The sequence below is a fragment of the Streptomyces sp. NPDC097107 genome, from assembly GCF_044762405.1.
Lineage (GTDB): Bacteria > Actinomycetota > Actinomycetes > Streptomycetales > Streptomycetaceae > Streptomyces > Streptomyces thinghirensis.
In genome coordinates this window covers 291403-315464 of sequence record NZ_JBIWEF010000002.1, presented here as the reverse complement: position 1 = coordinate 315464, position 24062 = coordinate 291403, and the positions used below count along the sequence as shown (strand labels likewise).

General features: G+C 71.8%; 22 protein-coding genes. 9 read left to right on the top strand and 13 right to left on the bottom strand.

What is annotated here, in order from left to right; translation table 11 throughout:
- Positions 1–29: 29 nt before the first annotated feature.
- Positions 30–488, bottom strand: coding sequence for a DUF2867 domain-containing protein (locus ACIQ1J_RS05120; RefSeq protein WP_403554204.1), 459 nt, complete (start codon positions 486–488; stop codon positions 30–32).
- Positions 489–545: 57 nt separating this feature from the next.
- Complete coding sequence (locus tag ACIQ1J_RS05115) at positions 546–1340, bottom strand: carbon-nitrogen family hydrolase (protein ID WP_403554202.1); 795 nt, start codon at positions 1338–1340, stop codon at positions 546–548.
- 218 nt (positions 1341–1558) lie between these two features.
- On the opposite strand from ACIQ1J_RS05115, the gene ACIQ1J_RS05110 reads away from it, so the two are divergent.
- Positions 1559–2383 carry a maleylpyruvate isomerase family mycothiol-dependent enzyme gene (locus ACIQ1J_RS05110; protein WP_403554200.1) on the top strand — a complete coding sequence of 275 codons (825 nt, stop codon included), beginning with the start codon at positions 1559–1561 and terminating at the stop codon, positions 2381–2383.
- Positions 2384–2523: 140 nt separating this feature from the next.
- Here ACIQ1J_RS05110 and ACIQ1J_RS05105 read toward each other — a convergent pair whose 3' ends face one another.
- On the bottom strand, positions 2524–3834 hold the full coding sequence (locus ACIQ1J_RS05105) for a nitrate/nitrite transporter (protein ID WP_403554198.1): 1311 nt from the start codon (positions 3832–3834) through the stop codon (positions 2524–2526).
- Complete coding sequence (locus tag ACIQ1J_RS05100) at positions 3831–4481, bottom strand: GntR family transcriptional regulator (RefSeq protein WP_403554196.1); 651 nt, start codon at positions 4479–4481, stop codon at positions 3831–3833. Before ACIQ1J_RS05100 ends, ACIQ1J_RS05105 begins: the two co-directional genes overlap by 4 nt.
- Before the next feature lie 206 nt (positions 4482–4687).
- On the opposite strand from ACIQ1J_RS05100, the gene ACIQ1J_RS05095 reads away from it, so the two are divergent.
- A complete protein-coding gene (locus ACIQ1J_RS05095) occupies positions 4688–5650 on the top strand; it encodes a D-alanyl-D-alanine carboxypeptidase family protein (RefSeq protein WP_403554194.1) in 963 nt (320 codons plus the stop codon).
- Between the two features lie 212 nt (positions 5651–5862).
- Positions 5863–6840, top strand: coding sequence for a Bro-N domain-containing protein (locus tag ACIQ1J_RS05090; RefSeq protein ID WP_403554192.1), 978 nt, complete (start codon positions 5863–5865; stop codon positions 6838–6840).
- 78 nt (positions 6841–6918) lie between these two features.
- Here ACIQ1J_RS05090 and ACIQ1J_RS05085 read toward each other — a convergent pair whose 3' ends face one another.
- From ACIQ1J_RS05085 to pdhA, 3 genes are read right to left on the bottom strand one after another with little or no spacing between them, the layout of a single operon-like run.
- Positions 6919–8358 carry a dihydrolipoamide acetyltransferase family protein gene (locus tag ACIQ1J_RS05085; RefSeq protein ID WP_403554806.1) on the bottom strand — a complete coding sequence of 480 codons (1440 nt, stop codon included), beginning with the start codon at positions 8356–8358 and terminating at the stop codon, positions 6919–6921.
- Positions 8359–8377: 19 nt separating this feature from the next.
- Positions 8378–9343 carry an alpha-ketoacid dehydrogenase subunit beta gene (locus ACIQ1J_RS05080; protein ID WP_403554804.1) on the bottom strand — a complete coding sequence of 322 codons (966 nt, stop codon included), beginning with the start codon at positions 9341–9343 and terminating at the stop codon, positions 8378–8380.
- 16 nt (positions 9344–9359) lie between these two features.
- Positions 9360–10610, bottom strand: a complete 1251-nt coding sequence (pdhA, locus tag ACIQ1J_RS05075; RefSeq protein WP_210959925.1) for a pyruvate dehydrogenase (acetyl-transferring) E1 component subunit alpha — start codon at positions 10608–10610, stop codon at positions 9360–9362.
- A 323-nt stretch (positions 10611–10933) separates the two neighbouring features.
- Here pdhA and ACIQ1J_RS05070 point away from each other — a divergent pair, with 323 nt between their 5' ends.
- Positions 10934–11590 (top strand): response regulator transcription factor, encoded by a 657-nt coding sequence (locus ACIQ1J_RS05070; RefSeq protein WP_210959927.1) that lies wholly within the window; start codon positions 10934–10936, stop codon positions 11588–11590.
- 94 nt (positions 11591–11684) lie between these two features.
- Positions 11685–12092 carry a pyridoxamine 5'-phosphate oxidase family protein gene (locus ACIQ1J_RS05065; protein WP_403554189.1) on the top strand — a complete coding sequence of 136 codons (408 nt, stop codon included), beginning with the start codon at positions 11685–11687 and terminating at the stop codon, positions 12090–12092.
- A gap of 69 nt (positions 12093–12161) precedes the next feature.
- On the opposite strand, the gene ACIQ1J_RS05060 is transcribed toward ACIQ1J_RS05065, so the two are convergent.
- Positions 12162–13781 carry a protein kinase domain-containing protein gene (locus ACIQ1J_RS05060; protein WP_210959931.1) on the bottom strand — a complete coding sequence of 540 codons (1620 nt, stop codon included), beginning with the start codon at positions 13779–13781 and terminating at the stop codon, positions 12162–12164.
- A gap of 360 nt (positions 13782–14141) precedes the next feature.
- Here ACIQ1J_RS05060 and ACIQ1J_RS05055 point away from each other — a divergent pair, with 360 nt between their 5' ends.
- Positions 14142–15809, top strand: coding sequence for a protein kinase (locus ACIQ1J_RS05055; RefSeq protein WP_403554187.1), 1668 nt, complete (start codon positions 14142–14144; stop codon positions 15807–15809).
- A gap of 106 nt (positions 15810–15915) precedes the next feature.
- Here ACIQ1J_RS05055 and ACIQ1J_RS05050 read toward each other — a convergent pair whose 3' ends face one another.
- The gene (locus ACIQ1J_RS05050; protein ID WP_210959933.1) at positions 15916–16458 is read right to left on the bottom strand and encodes a bacterial proteasome activator family protein; all 543 of its coding nucleotides are present in this window, start codon (positions 16456–16458) and stop codon (positions 15916–15918) included.
- Between the two features lie 160 nt (positions 16459–16618).
- Here ACIQ1J_RS05050 and ACIQ1J_RS05045 point away from each other — a divergent pair, with 160 nt between their 5' ends.
- Entirely contained in the window at positions 16619–17413 is a 795-nt protein-coding gene (locus ACIQ1J_RS05045) for a hypothetical protein (RefSeq protein ID WP_403554185.1), read from the top strand.
- Positions 17414–17422: 9 nt separating this feature from the next.
- Here the strand turns inward: ACIQ1J_RS05045 and ACIQ1J_RS05040 are convergent, their stop codons facing one another.
- Positions 17423–18412 carry an NAD(P)H-quinone oxidoreductase gene (locus tag ACIQ1J_RS05040; protein WP_403554183.1) on the bottom strand — a complete coding sequence of 330 codons (990 nt, stop codon included), beginning with the start codon at positions 18410–18412 and terminating at the stop codon, positions 17423–17425.
- A gap of 208 nt (positions 18413–18620) precedes the next feature.
- On the opposite strand from ACIQ1J_RS05040, the gene ACIQ1J_RS05035 reads away from it, so the two are divergent.
- Both ACIQ1J_RS05035 and ACIQ1J_RS05030 read left to right on the top strand, forming a co-directional pair.
- A complete protein-coding gene (locus ACIQ1J_RS05035) occupies positions 18621–19649 on the top strand; it encodes an ATP-binding cassette domain-containing protein (protein WP_403554181.1) in 1029 nt (342 codons plus the stop codon).
- Positions 19646–20494, top strand: coding sequence for an ABC transporter permease (locus tag ACIQ1J_RS05030; RefSeq protein ID WP_403554179.1), 849 nt, complete (start codon positions 19646–19648; stop codon positions 20492–20494). Before ACIQ1J_RS05035 ends, ACIQ1J_RS05030 begins: the two co-directional genes overlap by 4 nt.
- 27 nt (positions 20495–20521) lie before the next feature.
- On the opposite strand, the gene ACIQ1J_RS05025 is transcribed toward ACIQ1J_RS05030, so the two are convergent.
- Genes ACIQ1J_RS05025 through ACIQ1J_RS05015 form a run of 3 tightly spaced genes read right to left on the bottom strand, consistent with a single transcriptional unit; the run spans position 20522 to position 24032 of the window.
- Positions 20522–21619, bottom strand: a complete 1098-nt coding sequence (locus ACIQ1J_RS05025; protein WP_210959937.1) for a TrkA family potassium uptake protein — start codon at positions 21617–21619, stop codon at positions 20522–20524.
- Positions 21616–23070: a molybdopterin molybdotransferase MoeA gene (locus ACIQ1J_RS05020; protein ID WP_403554177.1), complete on the bottom strand. Its 1455-nt coding sequence runs from the start codon at positions 23068–23070 to the stop codon at positions 21616–21618. The genes ACIQ1J_RS05025 and ACIQ1J_RS05020 overlap by 4 nt, the downstream gene beginning before the upstream one ends.
- On the bottom strand, positions 23067–24032 hold the full coding sequence (locus ACIQ1J_RS05015) for an NTP transferase domain-containing protein (RefSeq protein ID WP_403554175.1): 966 nt from the start codon (positions 24030–24032) through the stop codon (positions 23067–23069). The genes ACIQ1J_RS05020 and ACIQ1J_RS05015 overlap by 4 nt, the downstream gene beginning before the upstream one ends.
- Positions 24033–24062 lie beyond the last annotated feature (30 nt).

Genomic DNA, 24062 nt, shown 5'->3' with positions numbered 1-24062 from the left:
CGCGTGACAGGCGGGACCCCGGCTGCTCCTCACCCCGCGCGGCGGACGGCGCGGCCGAGGAGCAGGGGCACGGCCAGGTGGTGCACCGGTGCGGCCAGGGACCACAGCGCCCGGCCGGCCCGGCGCTCGTAGCGCACGTACGTCGCCCAGACCAGCCGTGAGCCGTCGTGGGTGAGCACGTTGCGGATGGTCAGCGACGGGGCGCGGGCCTCCAGGGCGAGTCTGTCCGGCCCGGACTCCACCATGCGCCACCCCACCACGTGCCGCGCCGAGGACCGCGGCCCCAGCCGCAGACCGAGCACGCCGGCCCAGCCCGTCCGGATCAGCTCCCGCAGCACCGCCGGGATGTCCTCGAAGCTGGCGCGGGCCCATTGCTCGGGCGTCAGCCGGGGCAGTCCGGCCGTCGGGAGCTCGAACGCCGACGCGAAGTGGGTGCCGTCGGGGTCCACCCGGACACGGCGGATGGCTGGGGTACCGGTTGGTGCCATGCGCGGGAGTCTAGGGCCGGGAGCCGGGCCGCGTACCGTGTGTCCGGGGCGCCCTCGCTAGCGCCGCGGCGTCGGGAGCCCCAGCACCCGGTCCTTCAGCGCCGGGAACTGTTCCCTGGTCCGCGCCACCTTCGCCGGGTCGAACTCCACCGTGAGGACCTCCTCGTCCGCGCCGGCCTCCGCCAGCACCTCGCCCCACGGATCCACCACGATCGAGTGACCGGCCTGCGGAACTCCGGCGTGCGTCCCGGCCGTTCCACACGCGAGGACGAACGCCTGGTTCTCCACCGCCCGTGCCTGGGCCAGGAGCGTCCAGTGGGACCGGCGGCGCTCCGGCCAGCCCGCCGGGACGACGAGGGTCTCGGCCCCCGCGTCGACGAGTGAGCGGAAGAGTTCGGGGAAGCGGAGGTCGTAACAGGTCGCCACGCCAAGCGTCGTATCCGGCAGACGGACCGTCACCGGCTCGCGCCCCGCGCCCATCAGCACGGCCTCGCCCTTGTCGAAGCCGAACCGGTGGATCTTGCGGTAGGAGGCGGCCAGGTCACCGGAGGGGGAGAAGACGAGAGAGGTGTTGTACAGCTGCCCGTCGGAGCCACGCTCGGGGACCGACCCCGCGTGCAGCCACACGCCCGCGTCGCCCGCCGCCTTCGCCATCGCCTCGTACGTCGGGCCTTCGAGCGGCTCGGCCTGCGAGCCGAACTCCTCGAAGGCGAACGCGCCCGTGGTCCACAGTTCCGGCAGTACGACGAGGTCGGCGCCCGCCTGATCCCGTACGAGCGCCGCCGCTCGCACACGGCGCACTTCCGCCGACTCGTCCTCATTCACAGCGATTTGGAGCAAAGAGGCGCGCACACTACCACCGTCCTGGCATTCGAGCCGTCCACACGGGCCTACGATCGTCACACGAAAGCACTGCCGGGGTGCCGCACAGCAGCGTAACTTGGGGGTCCTCCCGGATCGAAGGCAGCCGAGAGCCGGGGGAGTCCCAAGCCGACGCCGACCGCAGCCACCTCCCACTGGCACCGCCGCCACAACCCGCCCGTGTACCGACCGCCGAGGGGTCCCGTTCCGTGAGTCTGCATCCCACCCTCCAGCCCTACGCCGACGCCTGGACTCACTCCATCGAGGCGATATCCGAGCTGGTACAGCCGCTTGTGGAGGCAGAGTGGAACCGCCGCACCCCCTGCCCGGGCTGGTCGGTGCGCGACATCGTCTCCCACGTGCTGGGGCTGGACTCCGAGATGCTGGGCGACCCTCGCCCCATCCACGCGCTCCCGCGTGACCTCTTCCACGTCACCAATGACCACCAGCGCTACATGGAGATGCAGGTCGACGTCCGCCGCCACCACACGGCACCGGAGATGACGTCCGAGCTGGAGTACATGATCATCCGGCGCAGCCGCCAGCTGCGGAACGAGTCGCGCGATCCCGGCACGAAGGTGCGCGGCCCGCTCGGCACCGAGCTGACCCTCGAAGAGGCGATGCGCCGGCACGCCTTCGACGTCTGGGCCCACGAACAGGACCTGCGCACGGCCCTCGGCCGCCCCGGCAACCTCGACTCCCCCGGCGCGCACGTCGCCCGTGACGTGCTCCTCGACGAGCTGCCGGGGGTCGTCGCCGAGCGCGCGGACGCCCCCCGCAGCTCCGCCGTCGTCTTCGACGTCCACGGCCCGGTCGAGTTCCTGCGCACCATCCGCGTCGACATCCAGGGGCGCGGCACCCTGGAAACGGCCCCCGCCCTCGGCCCCGCCGCCACCCTCACCCTCGACTGGGAGACCTACGTCCGCCTGGCCTGCGGCCGCGTGTCACCGGAGGCCGCGGCGGACCGCATCAAAACGGAGGGCGACCACGACCTGACGGCGGCGATCCTGCGGAACTTCACGGTGACGCAGTAGCGCCGGCTGCGGGCAGTCGTGCCTCCCCCAGTGCCTGAACGGCCTGGGAGGCACCCCAGGGGCGGCACGGGCGGGCGCGGCGGCACCCCGTCGGCGCCGGGCCGCGCACCCACCCCCGCCCCGGACCTCACACCGGGCACCTACACAGGCACGTGCACCGTCTCCACCCGGCTCGTGACCAACCGCTCCCGCTCCCGCCGCGCCGCCCGCTTCCGCAACCGGAGGATCTGCGACACCCCGACCGCCTGAAGCACGAACACGGACGAGAACGCGACGGTGTAGTCGTCCCCGGTCGCGTCCAGCAGCACCCCCACCGCGAACAACGTGGTCATCGACGCCACGAAACCGCCCATGTTGGTGATCCCGGACGCCGTCCCCTGCCGCTCCGGCGGATTCGCCGGCCGCGCGAAGTCGAAGCCGATCATCGACGCCGGCCCGCAGGCGCCCAGCACCGTGCACAGCACGACCAGGAGCCACATCGGGGCGTGGTCGGCCGGGTAGGCGAGCGTCGCCGCCCACAGGAACGCCGTCGCGCCCACCGTGCCGAGCGCCAGCGGCAGCCGTGCCGCGTGGTGCCGGGCGATGATCTGGCCGTAGACCAGGCCGACCGTCATGTTGGACACCACGACGAGCGTGAGCAGCCCACCGGCCGTGGCCCGGGACAGCCCCTGCGCCTCGACCAGGAACGGCATCCCCCACAGCAGCAGGAACACCATCGCCGGGAACTGGGTGGTGAAGTGCACCCACAGCCCGAGCCGTGTCCCCGGCTCCCGCCAGGACGTGGCGATCTGCCGCCGTACGTACGCGGCCCCCTGGTGCGGCAGCGGCTCCGGCTCGTGCCCCTCGGGGTGGTCCTTCAGGAAGAGCAGCAGCAGGACGAAGACGGCCACGCCCGCCAGCGCACTGCCCGCGAACGCCGCCGTCCAGCCGATGCCGTGCAGCAGCCGGGCGAGGACCAGGGTGGAGACCAGGTTGCCCGCCATGCCGACCAGTCCGGCGAGCTGGGCGACCATCGGCCCGCGCCGGGCCGGGAACCAGCGGGTGCCCAGCCGCAGCACGCTGATGAACGTCATCGCGTCGCCGCAGCCGAGCAGCGCCCGCGAGGCGAGCGCCATGCCGTACGACGGGGAGAAGGCGAAGCCCAGCTGCCCGGCCGTGAAGAGCACGACGCCGATGCCCAGCACCTTCTTCGTGCCGAGCCGGTCGACCAGCAGGCCGACGGGAATCTGCATGCCGGCGTAGACCAGCAGCTGGACGATGGAGAAGGTGGACAGGGCGGAGGCGTTCACGTGGAAGCGGTCGGCGGCGTCGAGGCCGGCCACTCCCAGGGACGTACGGAAGATGACGGCGACGAAGTAGACGGCGACGCCGACGCTCCACACGGCGATCGCGCGCCGTCCGCCTGGGGGATCACCGGGCAGGGTCTTCCCGGCCGACGTGGCCGAACTCATCGGGCCTCCCCCCGGGCCAGGTGCGAGAACCAGCCCACGTGCCGGTGGACCACTCCGACGGCCGCCTCCGCGTCACCGGCGCGCAGCGCGTCGAGGATCTCCCCGTGCTCGGTGAGGGTCTTGGCGATCCGGTCGGGATGGGAGTGCATGACGGCGACGCCCATGCGCAGCTGGCGGTCGCGGAGCTGGTCGTAGAGGCGGGAGAGGATCTCGTTGCCGCCGCTGCGGACGATCTCGGCGTGGAAGCAGCGGTCGGTGACGGAGGCGGCGGTGAGGTCGCCGGCGGCGGCCTGCTCCTTCTGCCGGGCGAGCAGTTCCTCCAGCCGTTCGACGAGGCCGTGCGGTGCGGGTACGGCCTTCCTGGCCGCGTGTTCCTCGACCAGCAGCCGGGTCTCCACCACGTCCGCGATCTCCTGCGCGGAGACGGGCAGGACCAGCGCGCCCTTCTTCGGGTAGAGCCGGATCAGACCCTCGGCCTCGAGCCGGAGCAGCGCCTCGCGCACCGGCGTGCGGGAGACGCCCACGGCCTCGGCGAGCTCGCCCTCGGTGAGCAGGGTCCCGCCCTCGTAGCGGCGCTCCAGGACGCCCTGCTTGACGTGGGTGTAGACGCGGTCCGCCGCCGGTGGTCGCTTCACTGCCGTGGTCATGCCGACAGGATAGATACAACAGGGACGCAAGACGGGGCCCGTCCAGTATGCGGACCCGCGGCCACCCATCAGGAGGACCGCGCGCCCCACCCCGACCACCGCACAACCATCCGTGCTATTCACGTGTCGCACAGACGCGGCCGAAGCCTTACCGACCACAACCAGGCCGCGCTCCAGGGGAATTCACCACAATCGGGGTATTCGACTTGATAAACACCATTCACGGCATCCGGCTCCGCAGAGCCGTCGCCGTCGCCCTGACCAGCGGCGCCGTACTCGCGACCGGAGCCCTCTCCACCGCACCCGCCCAGGCCGCACCCGCGCAGGCCGCACCCGCGCAGGCCGTCTCATCCACGCAGACCGCGCCCGCGCGGGCCGCCGCCGCGCCCTCGATCGTCGCCAAGGGCGGCTTCGTGATGAACAACGCGAACGGCAAGCCGCTCTACACCAAGGCCGCGGACACCCGGCGCTCCACCGGCTCCACGACCAAGATCATGACCGCCAAGGTCGTGCTCTCGCAGCCGAAACTGAACCTGGACGCCAAGGTCACGATCCAGATGGCGTACAGCGACTACATCGTGTCGAAGAACGCCTCCTCAGCCCGCCTGATCGTCGGCGACAAGGTGACGGTCCGGCAGCTGCTGTACGGGCTGATGCTGCCGTCCGGCTGCGACGCCGCGTACGCGCTGGCCGACAAGTTCGGCTCGGGCACGACGCGGGCGGCCCGGGTGAAGTCGTTCATCGGCAAGATGAACTCCACCGCCAAGAGCCTCGGCCTGAAGAACACGCACTTCGACTCGTTCGACGGCATCGGCAACGGCAAGAACTACTCCACGCCGCGCGATCTGACGAAGCTCGCGAGCAGTGCGATGAAGAGCTCCACCTTCCGCACCGTCGTCAAGACCAAGAAGTACACGGCGAAGACGGTCACCAAGAAGGGCGGCACCCGCACGATGGCGCCCTGGACCAACACCAACACGCTGCTCGGCAGCTACAGCGGCGCCATCGGCGTCAAGACCGGGTCGGGCCCGGAGGCCAAGTACTGCCTGGTCTTCGCCGCGACCCGAAAGGGCAAGACCGTCATCGGCACGGTTCTGACCTCCTCCTCCACGTCCCAGCGCGCCAAGGACGCCACGATGCTCATGAACTACGGCTTCGGCAGGGTCTGACACCCCCGCACACCGACGAAGGGGGCTCACCGACACCGCTGAGCCCCCTTCGCACGCGCCCGGAGCAGCCACCCGGCGCCGTCCGCCATATACCCGACCCACCGGTCGGCGCAGCGGTTCTCGATCACCTTCGCTCGCAGTCGTGAACATCCCGGGAGATGCTGGCATATGCCTATGGCTCGGCCCTACGTTCCGCGACGGAGGTGGTTCACATGAACGAACCCAGCAAGCGGCGGAGCTCCGCCGAGCGGCACGAGGCGATCGACGTCAACGATTTCGTGTACGCGGCCACCGGCGCCCGAGTGCGGAGGCTGACCGTGCCGGACGGAAGCCACTGGTTCCCGGCGGTGGACGTGTGCAAGGAACTCGGCCACACCAACTCTCGGAAAGCTCTCGCAGATCATGTTCCCGACGAGCACCGAGAGATGCTCGAGACCGTAACTGGAGGTTACGGTCTCAGCGTTCCCGCAGGTAGAGGGTGGCGTCGAGACTTGCACGTCATCTCTCTCCAAGGTCTCATCCTCCTCGTCAACGCCTGCACCAAACCGGCCTGCGCCCCCTTCAAGCAGTGGGTCGCCGAAGTCATCGAGACCGTGCAGCGCGAGGGTTCGTACTCTCTGGACGAGGCCGAAGTACAGCCCGCCGCACCCGGCGCGCCCATCGCCTACGCCATGCCGGACCAGGTGGCCGAGGCGATCGTCCGGTTGGAGGCACACAACCTGCGACTGGACGAGGAGCTGGCCGAGGGCCAACGTACGTCGATCGCGTTGCAGAAGGAGATGCTGTGCACGCAGCAGGCCACCCTCGCCGCCCAACAGGCCACCCTCGCCGTGCAACAGGCCATGGTGCACGCCTTGGAGCGCATCGCGGACCGGTTCGACACCCTGGTCCTCCACCGCGGGGCGGTCGGCGGCCACCTCGCCCCGGCGCCCACCACGGAGTCCGTACTGGCCGACTGGCGGCGTCGGCTGTCCGTGACGGAGGACGTGTGGACGGTCGCCCTGGTCATCGCACCGGTGCTCGTCGAGAAGGGTGAGCTGCGGGAGCCGCTGGAGTCGATCGCCGCCCGTACGGGGCTCTCCGTGCGGCGGGTCAACGAGTGCCTGCGGCTGCTGCGCAGGCACGCTTGCATTCGCTCCCGGGGCGGGGCCGACGACGGAGCTCCGGTGTACGTGCTGCATCCGCTCTGAGCCGGGCGCAGCAGAAGGGGCGTCGCAACTCGAACTTGCGGCGCCCCTTCCGTCATGAATCTACTCGGTCCGCGGCTTTCACGCCCAGGTGAGCAGGCGCTTGGGCTGTTCCAGGATCGCCGCCACGTCGGCGAGGACCTTGGAGCCCAGCTCTCCGTCGACCAGGCGGTGGTCGAAGCTCAGCGCCAGGGTGGTCACCTGACGCGGCTTCACCTTGCCCTTGTGCACCCACGGCTGGAGCTTGATCGCGCCGACCGCGAGGATCGCGGACTCGCCGGGGTTGAGGATCGGCGTGCCGGTGTCGACGCCGAAGACGCCGACGTTGGTGATGGTCACCGTGCCCGCCTGCATCGCGGCCGGGGAGGTCTTGCCCTCCCGGGCCGTCGACACCAGCTCGCCCAGGGACCCCGCCAGCTGCGGCAGCGTCTTGGCGTGGGCGTCCTTGATGTTCGGAACGATCAGACCGCGCGGGGTCGCCGCGGCGATGCCCAGGTTGACGTAGTGCTTGACCACGATCTCCTGCGCCGCCTCGTCCCAGGAGGCGTTGACGTCCGGGTTGCGCTTGATCGCGACCAGCAGGGCCTTGGCGATCAGCAGGAGCGGGTTCACCCGCAGGCCCGTGAACTCCTTGTCCTGCTTCAGCTCCTCGACCAGCTTCATCGTGCGCGTCACGTCGACCGTGACGAACTCGGTGACGTGCGGCGCCGTGAACGCCGAACCGACCATCGCCGCCGCCGTCGCCTTGCGGACGCCCTTGACCGGGATACGGGTCTCACGCGCCGTGTCGTACGACACCGCGGTCGCCGGGGAGGGGGCCGCGGAGGTGGCCGCGGCGGGTGCCGCCGGTGCCGCCTCGGGCTCCGGGGCCTCGGCCGGGGCCACCGCCGCGTGCACGTCCTCGCGCGTGATGATGCCGTCCGGGCCGGTCGGCGCGACCGTGGCCAGGTCGACGCCGAGGTCCTTGGCCAGCTTGCGCACCGGGGGCTTGGCGAGCGGACGCCCTCGGGTGACGGCCGGTGCGGACCCGTGGCCGTTCATCTCGGCCTGGATCGCGGCGGAGGCGGCCGAGGCCTCCTGGGCCGGGACCTCCGCGATCTTGCGGGGGCGGCGGCGGGTCGAGGAGGTGGACACCCCGTAGCCGACCAGGACCGGCTGCCGGCCCTCCGGCTTCTTCTCCTCAGCCTCGGTCGCGGCCGACCCGGTCGCCGTGTCCGCCGTGCCCTCGACAGGGGCCTGTGCCGGTTCCGGCGCGGAGGCCGCCGCCGCGTCGCCGACGGCCACCGCGATGATCGACGTGCCCACGTCGACCGTGGTGCCCTCGGGGAAGTGCAGCTCGCGGACCACTCCGTCGTAGGGGATGGGCAGCTCGACGGCGGCCTTCGCCGTCTCGACCTCGCACACCACCTGGCCGTCGGTGACCGTGTCACCGGGCTGGACGTACCACTTGAGGATCTCGGCCTCGGTGAGTCCCTCGCCCACGTCGGGCATCTTGAACTCGCGTACGGACCCTTCGGTCATTGTCGTCACGACCCTCTCCTCAGTACGCCAGCGAGCGGTCGACGGCATCCAGCACCCGGTCCAGATCGGGCAGGTACTCCTCCTCCAGGCGGGCCGGCGGGTACGGGGCGTGGTAGCCGCCGACCCTCAGCACCGGGGCCTCCAGGTGGTAGAAGCAGCGCTCCGTGATGCGGGCCGCGATCTCCGCGCCCGAGCCCAGGAACACCGGTGCCTCGTGGACCACGACCAGGCGGCGGGTCTTCTCCACCGACGCCTGGATCGTGTCGAAGTCGACCGGGGAGATCGAGCGCAGGTCGACGACCTCCAGGGACCGGCCCTCCTCGGCCGCCGCGTCGGCGACCTCCTGGCAGAGCTTCACCATCGGGCCGTACGCGGCGAGCGTGAGGTCGCTGCCCTCGCGCACCACCCGCGCGGTGTGCAGCGGGCCCGGGATGGCCTCGCTGTCGACCTCGCCCTTGTCCCAGTAGCGCCGCTTGGGCTCGAAGTAGATCACCGGGTCGTCGCTCTGGATGGCCTGCTGCATCATCCAGTACGCGTCCGCCGAGTTCGACGGGGAGACCACCTTCAGGCCCGCCACGTGCGCGAACAGCGCCTCGGGGGACTCGGAGTGGTGCTCGACGGCGCCGATGCCGCCGCCGTAGGGGATGCGGATGACTACCGGCATCTTGACCTTGCCCAGCGAACGGGCGTGCATCTTCGCCAGCTGGGTGACGATCTGGTCGTAGGCCGGGAAGACGAAGCCGTCGAACTGGATCTCCACCACCGGGCGGTAGCCGCGCAGGGCCAGGCCGATGGCGGTACCGACGATGCCGGACTCGGCCAGCGGGGTGTCGATGACCCGGTCCTCGCCGAAGTCCTTTAGGAGGCCGTCGGTGACCCGGAAGACGCCGCCGAGCTTGCCGACGTCCTCGCCCATGATCAGGACCTTGGGGTCGGAGTCCAGCGCGCGGCGCAGCGATTCGTTGATCGCCTTGGCCAGTGCCATCTTTTCCGTCGCCATGTCAGACCCCCTCGGCCTCTGCGAACGACGCCTGGTAGGCGGCGAACTGGGCTCGCTCCTCGTCGACGAGCGCGTGCCCGTCCGCGTACACGTTCTCGAAGATGGCGAACCGGTCCGGGTCCGGCATGGCACGGACCACTTCGCGCACTCGTTTGCCCAACGTCTCGCTCTCCGCCTCCAGTTCCGCGAAGAATCCCTCGTCCGCGTGGTTTGCGGACTCCAGGAAGCGGCGAAGGCGCAGGATCGGGTCCTTCGCCTCCCAGGCGGCGCGCTCGTCGTCGTGCCGGTAGCGGGAGGGGTCGTCCGAGGTGGTGTGGGCGCCCATGCGGTACGTGTACGCCTCGATCAGCGCCGGGCCCTCACCGCGCCGCGCCCGCTCCAGCGCCCACCGGGTGACCGCGAGGCAGGCCAGCGCGTCGTTGCCGTCGACGCGGACGCCGGGGAAGCCGAAGCCCTGGGCGCGCTGGTAGAGCGGCACGCGGGTCTGCTTCTCGTTGGACTCGGAGATCGCCCACTGGTTGTTCTGGCAGAAGAAGACGACGGGGGCGTTGTAGACGGCGGCGAAGTTGAACGCCTCGCTGACGTCGCCCTGGCTGGAGGCGCCGTCGCCGAAGTAGGCGATCACGGCGGAGTCCGCGCCGTCCTTGGTGATGCCCATCGCGTAGCCCGTGGCGTGCAGCGCCTGTGAGCCGATGACGATGGTGTACAGGTGGAAGTTGTTGCTGTTGGGGTCCCAGCCGCCGTTGTTCACGCCGCGGAACATGCCGAGCAGGTTGGTCGGGTCCACCCCGCGGCACCAGGCGACGCCGTGCTCGCGGTAGGTCGGGAAGACGTAGTCGTCCTCGCGGGTGGCCCGGCCGGAGCCGATCTGGGCGGCCTCCTGGCCCAGCAGTGAGGCCCACAGGCCCAGCTCGCCCTGGCGCTGCAGGGCGGTGGCCTCGGCGTCGAAGCGCCGGGTGAGCACCATGTCGCGGTACAGGCCGCGCAGCTCTTCGGGGGTGATGTCGGCGACGAACGCGGCGTACTCGGCGTAGGCCGAGTTCCTGGCGGGCTCGACGCGTTCGCCCTCGGGTGTCAGCAGCTGCACCAGCTCCGTCTCGGAGCCCTTCTCGGCGGCAGCGGTGCGGGTAGTGCGCTTGGTGCCGGTGGTGCCGGCCTTGGCGCCCGTGGCGCCGGCCTTGGTGCCGGTGGTACCGGTCGCCTTGCTTCCGGCGCTGCGTCGCGGCTTGCGCGCGGCAGTGCTCTCGGTCACGTGTGCTCCTCCGTCGGTCCGGCCCCCGGGTTCGCCGGAAGCCAGTGCGGCTCACCTGCGGCCCGGCGGTCGCACAAGGGTGGGTGCGGCCCGATCGGGAACAGGCGTGACAGGTGCCCCGGCGAGCGCCCTGCGAACAGCACGTTACCCAGTGCTCCACATTTCTGTGAAACCCCACCTGACCTGCCTTTTTACTCGGATTTCCAAGTAAATCGGCGAAGTGCGGAAGTTTTACTGGTCACAGCCTCGCAGGGGGCCGGAACAACGGCACGTTATCCCGGCCACCCCGGGCACGGGAAGAGTTGGTGTGTGAGACTGAGCCCGTGCGCGAAGACGGAAAAATCCGGGTATTCCTCCTCGACGACCACGAGGTCGTCCGCCGGGGCGTGCACGATCTGCTCGCGGGCGAGGCCGATATCGAGGTGGTCGGCGAGGCCGGCACGGCGGCGGACGCCCCGGCCCGGGTGGCGGCCACCCGTCCGGACGTGGCGGTGCTGGACGTCCGGCTGCCGGACGGCAGCGGCGTGGAGGTGTGCCGCGAGATCCGCTCCCGCGACGAGACCGTCCAGTGCCTCATGCTGACCTCCTTCGCCGACGACGAGGCCCTCTTCGACGCGATCATGGCGGGCGCCTCCGGCTACGTCCTCAAGGACATCCGCGGCGCCGAGCTGCTGAGCGCCGTACGGGAGGTGGCGCGGGGGAAGTCACTGCTCGATCCGGCGGCCACGGCGCGCGTACTGGAGCGGCTGCGCGACGGCGGCACCCGGGCCGACGACCGGCTCGCCCGTCTCACCGAGCAGGAGCGGCGCATCCTGGAACTGATCGGCGAGGGGCTGACCAATCGCGCGATCGGCGAGCAGCTGCACCTGGCCGAGAAGACGATCAAGAATTACGTGTCGAGCCTGCTGGCCAAACTCGGAATGCGGCGGCGTTCACAGGCGGCCGCGTTCGTGGCCCGGCTGCAGGCCGAGAACCGCTGAGAAACGCGGGCCGCGCCTATTCGGGACTTACGTCCCCTCATACCGGGGCGGGCGACTCTGTTCCCGTCGCCTCCCGCTCCCGCACGGTGAGGCCATGCCCTCCGACGAACAGCTCGCCGTCGGCCTGCTCGGCCGCACCGCCCACGGCCGTGCGGCCACCAGCCTGCGCGCCCTGCCCTCCCTCGCCTTCGCACGGCACATCGTGGCCGACGGCCGGGTACTGCTGCGCATGCCCAGGAGCTGCGGGTACCACCAGGTGTGCGCGGGGAGCGTCGTCGCGTACGGTGCCGACAACCTGAGCTCCGCCGGGCCCGGCGAGAGCCTGTGGACCGTGCAGGTCGTGGGCCGGTGCGACGTCCACGAACCGAACGCCGACGAGATCGGACGCTTCGGCCCCGCGCCGCGCGAGGTGGACGGCGAGCCCTTCGAGCCGGTCTACCTGCGGATCGAGCCGCAGTTCGGCTCCGTGCACTTCACGGACGGCGCCGCCGGCTCTCTGTGACGCCTCGAAACGCGACGCGCGCGTGAAGCCCGTTCCCGGGCCGCACGCGCGCGTGGGGTGGGTTCCGCGTTATTCGCCCGCCGGGTCGCCATCGCCACCCGGGTCGCCGGTGGCGCCGCCGTCGGTGCCGCCCGTCGGGTCGCCGGTGGGGTCGCCCGTCGGCGTCGTCGGGTCCGTCGTCGGGTCACCCGTGGGCGCCGTCGGGTCACCCGTCGGATCACCCGTCGGGTCGCCCGTCGGCTCCTCCGTCACGCTCTGCGACGGCGTGTACGACGGTGAGTACGACGGCGTGTAGTCCCCGTCGCCCGTGCCTCCGCCACCGTTGCCCTGCTCCGTGCCCGGGTCGGTGGTCTCCTGCGTCTCCTCGTCGCTGGGCGACGGGCTGGGCGACCCCTCGTCGGAGCTCTGCGAGGTGGACGCCGACGGGCTCTTGTCCGTGTCGGGGCCGCCCTTGCCGCCGTCGCCGTTGTTCAGGGCCAGCGCGACACCCGCCGCGATGGCGATCACCGCGAGGACGGCCAGTATCCACAGCTTGCCGCGGCCGCTGCCCTTGTTCCCGCGGCCTTCGAAGCCGCCGTCGTCGCCCCCTCCGTAACCGCCGTTCGGCAGGATCGGCTGGGGGATCTGCTGGGTGCCCGACGCGCCGTGGTCGGGGTGCGGCAGCACCGAGGTGCCCGCGAGGCCGAGGCCGGCCGACGGGGTGTGCCGGCCGTCGTGCGCGGCGACCGGGCCGGTGTTCCAGGTGCCGGTGTGGCCACCCTGCTCGTACAGCATCTGGAGCCCGTACTGGACCAGGCCGCGCATCTCCTCGGCGGTCTGGAACCGGTCGTCGGGCTCCTTGGCGAGCGAGCGCATCACCAGGCCGTCCAGCTCCGGCGGAGTGGCGTCGGAGACCTCGGAGGGCGGCGTCGGGATGTCCTGGACGTGCTGGTAGACCACCGACAGCGGGGTCTCGCCGGTGAACGGCGGACGCAGCGCGAGGAGTTCGTAGAGCAGGCAGCCCGTCGCGTACAGGTCGGAGCGGTGGTCGACGGCCTTGCCGAGGGCCTGCTCCGGGGAGAGGTACTGCGGGGTGCCCATGACCATGCCGGTCTGCGTCATCGTCGTGGACGCGCCGTGCAGGGCGCGGGCGATGCCGAAGTCCATCACCTTCACCGCGCCGTTGTGCGTGATGATGACGTTGGCGGGCTTGATGTCGCGGTGCACGATGCCGTGCTGGTGGGAGTAGGCGAGCGCCTCCAGGACGCCGGAGACGATGATCAGCGCCTGCTCGGGGCCGGGCGCCTCGGCGTTCAGGAGGAGGTCGCGGATGGTGCGGCCCTCGACGATCTCCATCACGATGTACGGCACGGACTGCCCGCCGACGAAGTCCTCGCCGGAGTCGTACACGGCGACGATCGCGTGGTGGTTGAGACCGGCCACCGACTGGGCCTCACGCGTGAAGCGGGCCTTGGAGACCGGGTCCTCGGCGAGGTCGGCGCGCAGCAGCTTGACCGCCACGGTGCGGCCGAGACGCACGTCCTCGGCGGCGAACACCTCGGCCATGCCGCCCCGCCCGAGCCTGCGGGTCAGCCGGTACCGGCCGTCGCCGACCAGCCCGCCGTTGCCCCAGGTCTCCGGCGCGTCAGCCATACCGCCGCCAGTCGCCTCGGGATCGGACGGGCCCTGGGCGCGCTGCTGCTGTGCCATCAGTCCTCGCCGTCGTTTCTGCCCGCGGTGCGCGCGGTGTTGTTACGGTCTCCGTCGGCCCACGCTACAGCCTTCGCGGGGGCCTCCGGTCCGAGATGGACGCCGCGACCGGCATCGAGACGGACCGGTCATGAAACCCTGATTCCGTACTGTCGTGCAAATTCTGTGTACCGGCGGTAGGTCGGCTGTAACGCTTCCGCGACGCTTCTTTCGCGTACGGTCACGGAACGGGCACCGCGCTTGACGTGTCAGTGCCCTGGGGCAGACTTGGCCGGGAATCGCACTTTCGATCACGATCACAAACGCGAGCGCGCGTGCCGCTGCCACCGGCGTCGCGGCGCCCATGGGGGACGCAGAGACATGAGCCAGGACGCCGGACAGGGCCGGTACGCGGGGCGGGCGCTCGCCGGCGGCCGCTACCAGCTGCGCGACTTGCTCGGCGAGGGCGGCATGGCCTCCGTGCACCTGGCGTACGACTCCGTGCTGGACCGCCAGGTCGCGATCAAGACGCTGCACACCGAACTGGGCCGGGAGCAGGCCTTCCGCGAGCGCTTCCGCCGCGAGGCCCAGGCAGTGGCCAAGCTCACGCACACCAACATCGTCTCCGTCTTCGACACCGGCGAGGACGCGTTGTCCGACAGCGGCTCCGCCGCGGACGGCTCCATGCCGATGCCGTACATCGTCATGGAGTACGTCGAGGGCCGGCCGCTCGGCTCGGTGCTCGACGAGGACGTCCGGCAGCAGGGCGCGATGCCCGCCGACAAGGCGCTGAAGATCACCGCGGACGTGCTGGCCGCCCTGGAGATCAGCCACGAGATGGGCCTGGTCCACCGGGACATCAAGCCGGGCAACGTGATGATGACCAAACGCGGCGTGGTCAAGGTGATGGACTTCGGCATCGCCCGCGCCATGCAGTCCGGTGTGACCTCGATGACGCAGACCGGCATGGTCGTCGGCACCCCGCAGTACCTCTCGCCGGAACAGGCCCTCGGCCGCGGTGTGGACGCCCGCTCCGACCTGTACTCGGTCGGCATCATGCTCTTCCAACTGGTCACCGGGCGCCTGCCGTTCGACGCGGACTCGCCGCTGGCCATCGCGTACGCGCACGTGCAGGAGGAGCCGGTGGCTCCTTCGTCCGTCAACCGCGCGCTGCCGCCGGCCGTGGACGCGCTGGTGGCCCGCGCGCTGAAGAAGAACCCCAACGAGCGTTTCCCCAGCGCCGAGGCGATGCGGGACGAGTGCCTGCGTGTGGCGGCCTCCTTCCACGCGGCCCCGCCGAGCATCGTGCCCGGCGCCCCCGCGTCGAGCGGCGCGGGCGTCGGCTCCGCGGTGTTCCCGCCGGTCGACCAGAGCGGACCGGTGCCCACCGGCCCCGTCCAGACGCCGTACCAGCCGGCACCGGCCCCGGGCCCGAACCCGTACGGCACCCCCACACCCGCCCCGCACTCGCCCGCGTACGGCTATCCGCAGCAGGGCGGCTACCCGACACCGGCCGCGTACTCCCCCCAGAGCCCGTCGACCCCGCCGCCGTACAACCTCACGCCGTCGGCGCCGGCGCCCGGTTCCCCGGGCGGTCGCAAGAGCAACAGGCCGGTGATCATCGGCTCGATCGTGGTGGCCCTCGTGGCCGTCGGCGGTCTGGTCGGCGCGCTGACGATGAACAACGGCGGCGGTGACGACCCCCAGGGCGGCGGAGAGACCAGCGCCAGCGCGTCGGCGTCGAAGGCGGCGGGCTACCGCGGGCCGGACAGGACGAAGACGATCGAGAAGGACGAGTGCACCGAGCCGGAGGAGTCGTACAACGACCCCGACAAGATCAAGGTGCCGGACTTCTCGTTCAAGTACATCGGCTCGGTCAAGGAGTGCTTCAACGCCGCGGGCTGGCGGATGAAGGTCGTGGAGGTCGACGAGAACACCTACGGCGAGGGCTCGATCCGCGACCAGTTCCCCGCGCCCGGTACGGACGTCGACCCCGAGGACATGCCGGAGATCCAGCTCAAGGTCTCGACGGGCAACCCGCCGTCCTGACCGCGTACCCCGCGTGGGGCCCGGCGTACGGCGAGGGGCCCGGCAGCAGGTGCTGCCGGGCCCCTCGTGGTGTCGGTGGGTCGTCGTCCCTGCCGGTAGCGGCGGCCTACAGGTAGGGGCCACCCGAACGGCCGCCGGGGTGGGGCGGCTCCTCGCCGTCCTGGCCGACGCCCGGCGGCAGCGCGCGGCGCATCTGCTCCAGCTGGGCCCGTGCGGCCATCTGCTGGGCGAACAGCGTGGTCTGGATGCCGTGGAACAGGCCCTCCAGCCAGCCGACCAGCTGCGCCTGCGCGATCCGCAGCTCGGCGTCGGTCGGGGTGACGTCGTCCGTGAAGGGCAGGGAGAGCCGCTCCAGCTCCTCGACCAGCTCCGGTGCCAGGCCGTCCTCCAGCTCCTTCACCGAGCTGGCGTGGATCTCCTTGAGCCGGGCCCGGCTCGCCTCGTCCAGGGGCGCGACGCGCACCTCCTCCAGCAGCTGCTTGATCATGCTGCCGATCCGCATGACCTTGGCAGGCTGTTCCACCTGCTCGGTCACCGGGATCTCGCGGGACTCGTCGTCCCCGCCGCCACCGCTGAGCGCCATTCCATCCTGGCCGACGACCAGGATCTGGGGGTTCTCCGGCGACCTGTCGTTCCTCGGCATCTCCATGACCCCATTCTCTCGCACCCGTGCCCCGCGACGGGGCGGTGCCCCCGCAGAAGCGTGCTGTGCGCGTTCGGCGGCGTCCGGAATGCCGGTATGGCGGGCGGGTGTGAGGCTTGTTCCGTCGATTTCTGCGACTGGTTACCACCGGGAGGGGGTCACCGACGTGACTCCATGGCTGCGCACACTTCGAGCGACGGGGCTGGTGGGGGTCCTGGGGGCGAGCGCACTGCTGTCGCCGTACGGGGTGGGGGTGGCGCACGGCGCCGGGCCCGGGGCGGTCGGGGCGGTCGGGGCGGTCGCCACCGCCGTCGGGCCGGCCGCCGTGTCCCCGTCTCCCTCCGGGTCGGTTCCGGCCTCGGTTCCGGCTTCGGTTCCGGCTTCGGTTCCGGGGGCGGCCGACCCGGACGGGTCCGGCGGTCACGACGGGCACAACGGTCACGAGCGCCCGCAGCGCCCGCAGGGGGACGACGACGGCCCCGACGGCCCGGATGCCGGCACCGCATCACCGTCCGGCAGGGAATCCGGCCCGGCGGGCAGCGCGGCGCGCGGCTCCGCGACGGCCTCCCCCTCCGCCTCCGCCTCCGCCTCCGCGTCGGGCACATCGGCGGCCGACCCGGAGTCCTCCCGGGCGGGGAGCCGGCCGGGCGAGGGGCGGCAGCGGCCCGGGCGGCCCGAGGAGCGCGGGCCAGAAGAGGCCGGCGCGGACGGGAACGCCCGCCACCGGTCGGACGGTGACGGCGGCGAGGACCTGCCCGACGCTCCGGAGACCGCCGTGGCCCCCGGGGAGGCCGCCCTGGTGCCCTCGGCGTCCCCGTCCCGTTTCCAGCCGCAGGCCGGCACGCACGCCGACGACGCCACCGAGCCCGTGGTGCGAGCCCTGCCCCTGGGCAGCGGGCTGGTCCTCATCGGCCTCGGTCTGGCCCTGGCCTTCGTCGGCCTCCGCCTACGGCGCGGCTGACGCACACCCCTACGGGGCGATCAGCAGCACCTTGCCGATGTGGCCGCTCTCCTCCACGACCCGGTGGGCGGCGGGGGCGTCGCTCATCGGGAGTTCGCGGTCGACGATCGGGCGTACGCGCGCACCGCTGCCGCCGCCGAACAACGGCCAGACGTGCTCGCGTACGGCCGCCACGATGGCCGCCTTCTCCTCCTGCGGCCGGGCACGCAGCGAGGTCGCGCTGACGGCGGCGCGCTTGGCCAGGAGCGTGCCGATGTCCAGCTCGCCCTTCCGGCCGCCCTGCATGCCGATGATCGCGAGCCGGCCGTTGACGGCGAGGGCCCGGACGTTGCGGTCCAGGTACTTGGCGCCCATGTTGTCGAGGATGACGTCGGCGCCCGCGCCGCCCGTCGCCTCCTTCACCTCGGTGACGAAGTCCTGCTCGCGGTAGTTGATCAAGATGTCGGCGCCCAGTTCGGCGCAGCGCTCCAGCTTCTCCTTGGTGCCCGCCGTCACGGCGACCTTCGCGCCGACGGCCTTGGCCAGCTGGATCGCCATGGTGCCGATGCCGCTGGAACCGCCGTGCACGAGCAGCGTCTCGCCGGGACGCAGGTGGGCGACCATGAAGACGTTCGACCAGACGGTGCAGACCACCTCGGGCAGCGCCGCCGCCCGCCTGACGTCGATGCCCTCCGGAACCGGCAGTAGCTGACCGGCCGGAACGGCGACCTTCTCGGCGTAGCCGCCGCCTCCGAGCAGCGCGCACACCTCGTCGCCCACGGACCAGCCGGACACGCCCGTCCCGAGGGCGGCGACGCGCCCGGAGCACTCCAGACCGGGGTAGGGGGAGGCGCCGGGCGGGGGGTCGTAGAAGCCCTGGCGCTGCATGATGTCGGCCCGGTTGACGGCGCTGGCCGCCACCTCGACCAGGACCTCGCCCTCGTCGGGCACCGGGTCGGGGACCTCGGCCCAGACCAGGGCCTCGGGGCCTCCGGGTTCGGGAATCGTGATCGCATGCATGAGGGCGACGCTACTCCTCCACCCCTGCCCGGGCCCCTCCACCTCGGCCCCCGGTCGGAGCGTTCTCCGTCTCACGGTCGCGGCGCCCTCCGACTTCGGGACCGTCCACCGGAAATCCCTGTGCGCGACCGATGAGTTTGCGCGACGGTGAAGGTCTTCCCATGCGTACCCCGAAAACGCGTAGCCCAAGAACGCGGAAGGACCACCAATGAGCACGCACACGTCCGGACTCGCGATCGAGACCGCGGGACTGGTGAAGACGTTCGGCGAGACCAGGGCCGTGGACGGGGTGGACCTCGCAGTACCCGCCGGCACCGTCTACGGCGTCCTCGGCCCGAACGGCGCCGGCAAGACCACCACGGTGAAGATGCTCGCCACCCTCCTGCGGCCGGACGGCGGCCAGGCCCACGTCTTCGGCCACGACATCGTGCGCGAGGCCGACGAGGTGCGCAGCCGGGTGAGCCTCACCGGGCAGTACGCGTCCGTGGACGAGGACCTCACCGGCACCGAGAACCTGATCCTGCTGGGCCGGCTCCTCGGGCACGGCAAGACGGCCGCGCGGGAGCGGGGTGCCCAGCTGCTGGAGGCCTTCGGGCTGACGGAGGCGGCGGCGAAGCAGGTCAAGCACTACTCCGGCGGCATGCGGCGGCGCATCGACATCGCCGCGTCCATCCTCAACACCCCCGATCTGCTCTTCCTCGACGAGCCGACGACCGGCCTCGACCCGCGCAGCCGCAACCAGGTGTGGGACATCGTGCGCGCGGTCGTCGCCCAGGGCACGACCGTGCTGCTGACCACGCAGTACCTGGACGAGGCCGATCAGCTGGCGTCCCGGATCGCCGTCATCGACAAGGGCAAGGTGATCGCCGAGGGCACCAAGGGCGAGCTGAAGGCGTCCGTCGGCGCGGGCTCCGTCCATCTGCGGCTGCGGGACGCCGACCAGCGGCCCGAGGCGGAGCGGCTGCTGCGGGACCTGCTCGTCGCCGAGGTGCAGTTGGAGCCCGACCCGGTGGCGCTGACCGCGCGCCTCGGTGTGGCGGCGAGCGACACGGCCGCCGACCAGGCCGCCAAGGCGCTGGGCGAGCTGACCAGGGCCGGCATCACCGTCGACAACTTCTCCCTGGGACAGCCCAGCCTCGACGAGGTCTTCCTGGCGCTGACCGGGCACGACACCGGCCTGACCACCGGCAACGGCACCGGCACCGGCCCTGACACGAAGGACGAGGTGGCGGCATGAGCACGGCCACGAGCATTGAGAGCAAGGAACTCGCCGCGGTCAGCACCGAGTCGCTGGCGGCCCTGCTGGTCACCAAGGAGCGGCCGCCCCGGCCCAGTGCCCTGTCCACGTCCCTGACGTTCGGATGGCGCGCGATCCTCAAGATCAAACACGTGCCGGAGCAGCTCTTCGACGTCACCGCCTTCCCGATCATGAACCTGTTGATGTTCACGTACCTCTTCGGCGGTGCGCTGGCGGGTTCACCGAGCGACTACATCCAGTTCGTGCTGCCGGGCATCCTGGTGATGTCGGTCGTGATGATCACGATGTACACCGGGATCTCGGTGAACGTCGACATCGAGAAGGGCGTCTTCGACCGCTTCCGCTCGCTGCCGATCTGGCGGCCGTCGGCGATGGTCGGCTATCTGCTCGGCGACGCGTTGCGCTACAGCATCGCGTCCGTCGTGATGCTCGCCGTGGGTCTGCTGCTCGGCTACCGGCCGGACGGCGGGTTCGGCGGTGTGGTCGCCGGGATCGCGCTGCTGCTGGTCTTCTCGTTCGCCTTCTCGTGGATCTGGACGATGTTCGGGCTGATGCTGCGCACCGAGAAGTCGGTGATGAGCGTCAGCATGATGGTGATCTTCCCGCTCACCTTCCTGTCCAACGTCTTCGTCGACCCGAAGACGATGCCGGGCTGGCTGCAGGTGTTCGTCAACAACAGCCCGATCACGCACCTGGCGTCCGCGGTGCGCGGACTGATGGCGGGTGAGTGGCCCGGCGTCGAGATCGCCTGGACGCTGGGCTGGGCGGGCCTGCTCCTGCTGGTCTTCGGCCCGGTCACGATGCGGCTCTACAACCGCAAGTAGCCTCCGCGGTACGGGATCGGCGCCCCGTCAGTCACGGGGCAGCGGGCGGGCGTCGGGTGCCACATGGGTGGCCGGCGTCGCCCGCACGATCGTGATCAGGCGGTCCGTCAGCTCCAGTCCGCCGACGGCCGGGTCGTCGTAGCCGAGTACCCGGTGTCCGCGGACGACGCTGACCACCAGGTCATCCGTCTCGCGCGGGTTCCTGCCCACCTCGGCCTTTATGACCGGCCGCTCGATGAGGTCGAGGCCACTGCCCTGGCTGATGAGGTCCTCCATCACCATGCCGGCGGCGGGGCTGAGCACGGAGAGCCCGAGCAGGCGGCCCGCGGCGCTGGCGCTGGTGATCACGGCGTCGGCGCCGGACTGCTTCAGCAGCGGCGCGTTCTCCTCCTCGCGCACCGCGACCACGATCTTCGCCGCGCGGTTGAGCTGCCGGGCCGTCAGCGTCACCAGTACGGCCGTGTCGTCGCGCTGGGTGGCGATGATGATCTGCCTCGCCCGGTACACCTCGGCGCGGTTCAGCACGTCGCTGCGCGTCGCGTCACCGACCACGCCCGCGTAGCCGTGGGCCGTCGCGGCCTCGATGGCCTTCCCGCTGGGATCGACGACGACGACCTGCTCCTTGCGCAGCCCGGTCGCACAGACGGTCTGGATCGCCGACCGTCCCTTGGTACCGAAGCCGACGACGACGGTGTGATCGCGCAAAGTGGACCTCCAGCGGTTCAGGCGCCACTCATCCCGCGTGCGCTCGGTGAGGGCTTCCAACGTGGTGCCGACCAGGATGATCAGGAACATCACACGCAGCGGCGTGACGACGAAGATGTTGGTCAGCCGGGCCGCGTCGCTGACGGGCGTGATGTCGCCGTAACCGGTGGTGGAGAGGGTGACGGTGGCGTAGTAGAAGGCGTCGAGGAGGTCGACGGAGCCGTCGGAGTTGTCGTTGTAGCCGTCGGCGTCGGCATAGACGATGAACGCCGTCGCCAGGAGGACCACCAGGGCCAGGGACAGCCGTTTGCCGACCTGGCGGATCGGGTGCTCCACCAGCTTCCTCGGGAGTTTCACCCGATGGGTCACGAGGTGTTCGTCCGCCTGGCGGGCGATCGCGTCCTGGCCCGGGAGTTTCACGTGAAACACACTCCGATTCCGCCGGTGGCCCAGGGCAGGTCGAGCAGCTCGGCCTCCTGGCCCGGACGAGCCCCGCCCGGGGGTACGACGGCCAGGGCGTCGGCGGCCGCGATGCCGCGCAGCATGGCCGGGCCGTTGTAGTGCAGCGGCACGGCACCGTCGCCGCGCAGTACGACGGGGACGAGCCGGGTGTCGTACGGGTGCCCGTGCACCGCGTCCCGCAGCGGCAGCGTGTACGGCTCGGGCGCCGGACGGGCGGCGAGGGTGCGCAGCAGCGGTTCGGCGAGCGTGAGCAGTCCGGAGACGGCGGCGAGAGGGTTGCCGGGCAGGCCGACGAGGTGCTGGTCGTCCTTGAGCCGGGCCAGCAGCATGGGGTGGCCCGGGCGCACCTTGACGCCGTCCACGAGGAGTTCGGCGCCGACACGGCTCAGGACGGGATGGACGTGGTCGACGGGGCCCGCGGCGGTACCGCCGGTCGTGATGACCAGGTCGGCGTCGGAGGCGGTGACGGCGCGGTGCAGGGCCTCGGCGTCGTCGCCGATCCGGCGGACCGCGCGGACCTCGGCGCCCAGGGCACGCAGCCACGGCGGCAGCATCGGGCCGAGCGCGTCCCGGATGAGGCCGTCGTGCGGGCGGCCCTCGGTGAGCAGTTCGTCGCCGAGGACGAGGACGTCGACGCGTGGGCGGGGGACCGCGGTGACGCTGTCGTAGCCGGCGGCTGCCGCGAGGCCCAGCACGGCCGGCGTCACCAGGGTGCCGACGGGCAGCAACTGGTCGCCGCTGCGGCACTCCTGACCGCGCGGGCGGATGTCCTGGCCGTGGACGACCTCCCGGGTCGCCTGCAGCCGGTTTCTGCCGTCGGTACGGCCGTGTTCGGTGCGCAGTACGGCGGTGGTGTCCAGGGGGACCCGCGCGCCGGTGGCGATACGGACGGCCTCGCCGTCGGTGAGGGGCGCGGGTTCCGCGTGTCCGGCCAGGACGCCCTCGTCGCGCACCGTCCAGGGGCCCGGGCCGGCGACGGCCCAGCCGTCCATCGCGGAGGTGTCGAAGGAGGGCAGGTCGGTCAGGGCGGTGAGTGGCGAGGCCAGGGTGAGGCCCAGGGCCGCGCCGAGGGGCTCGGCGAGCGGGGCGCGGCGAGCGGCACGGACGGCGGTCCGGGCGGCGCGCTCGGCGGTCGCCCGGGCTTCGGGCCAGGGCGTCGCGCGGTGGTGGGAGTCGGCCTGCTTGTGCGGGGCGTCCTGTGGCCCTTGGGGTCCGTGGGCTCCGTGGGCTCCGTGGGCTTCGTGGTGACTGTGGTCGCCGTGGTGCGTGGCGTGCGCGGGCGTCGTCGCGTGGTCGTGGTCGCCGTGGGGCGGGCCGGCCGGGCCGCGGTTCTCCTTCACGAGGGCGAGCGCCTCCTCGACGTCGAGGTCTTCGGCTTCCTCGTCGGTCCGTGTGCCGTGGGAGGTCATCGCGCGTCCGGGCGGGTGTCAGGGGTGGCGTCCGGAGCCACGTCGGGCTTGCCCGCCGCGGGTGCGGACTCGGCTACGGCGGTCTCCTCCGCCCAGCGCTGCGCGAGAGCGGCGGCCTTGCGGGCTGCCTCGGCGACGGCTTCGGGGCCGCCTTGGGCCCGCCCGGCCGCGTAGCCGACGAGGAAGGTGGTCAGCGGGGCCGCCGGCCTGGCCACCCCGTGGGCGGCGTCCCGGGCGAGGTCGAGCAGAAGGCCGGTGTCGACGTCGAGGTCGATGCCCAACTCGTCCTTGGCTGCGGTGATCCATTCATCCAACACGTGACCATGCTCCCTGATGCGTGCCCTTGCGGTGGCGATGTCGTCCCAGGTGTCGCAGTCGAAGGAGGCGACGGCATCGGGGACACGGGTGAGACGGAGCGCGCCGGTGAGCCGGCGCAGCGGCAGCCCGGTGAGACCCGCACGGTCCCGCGCGGGCAGTTCGCGGCGCAGCGCGGACGCACGGTAGGCGGCGACGAGGGGCTGGTCGCGGCCGTCGGCGTCGGTGAGCAGCGCGCCATCGGCGTCGCTCGCGACGAGGGCCGACAGCAGTCGTCCGACGGTGGACCCGGCGAGGAACGGCAGGTCGGCGGAGACCACCACGACGTGCTCGGCAGTGGTGTGCCGCAGACCGGCGGCGAGGGCGGCGAGCGGTCCGCCGCCGGGCGGGTCCTCGCGCGCCCAGGTCACCGGGCGCGCGGTGGGTCGCGGGTCGGCGACCACGACGGTCGTCCGCGCTCCGGCGCAGGCGGCGAGCACCCGGTCCAGCAGCGCGCGACCGCCCACGCGGAGGCCGGGTTTGTCGGCGCCGCCGAGTCGCCGCGCGGCCCCGCCGGCGAGCACGACGGCGTCGTACCCGACGGGGGCCGGACCGGGCGCGGGGTCGGTGCCGGCGCCGGGATCACCGGAGGGCTTGTACGCGGTCACCCCCCGAGTATGCGTTGCCCGGCGATCACA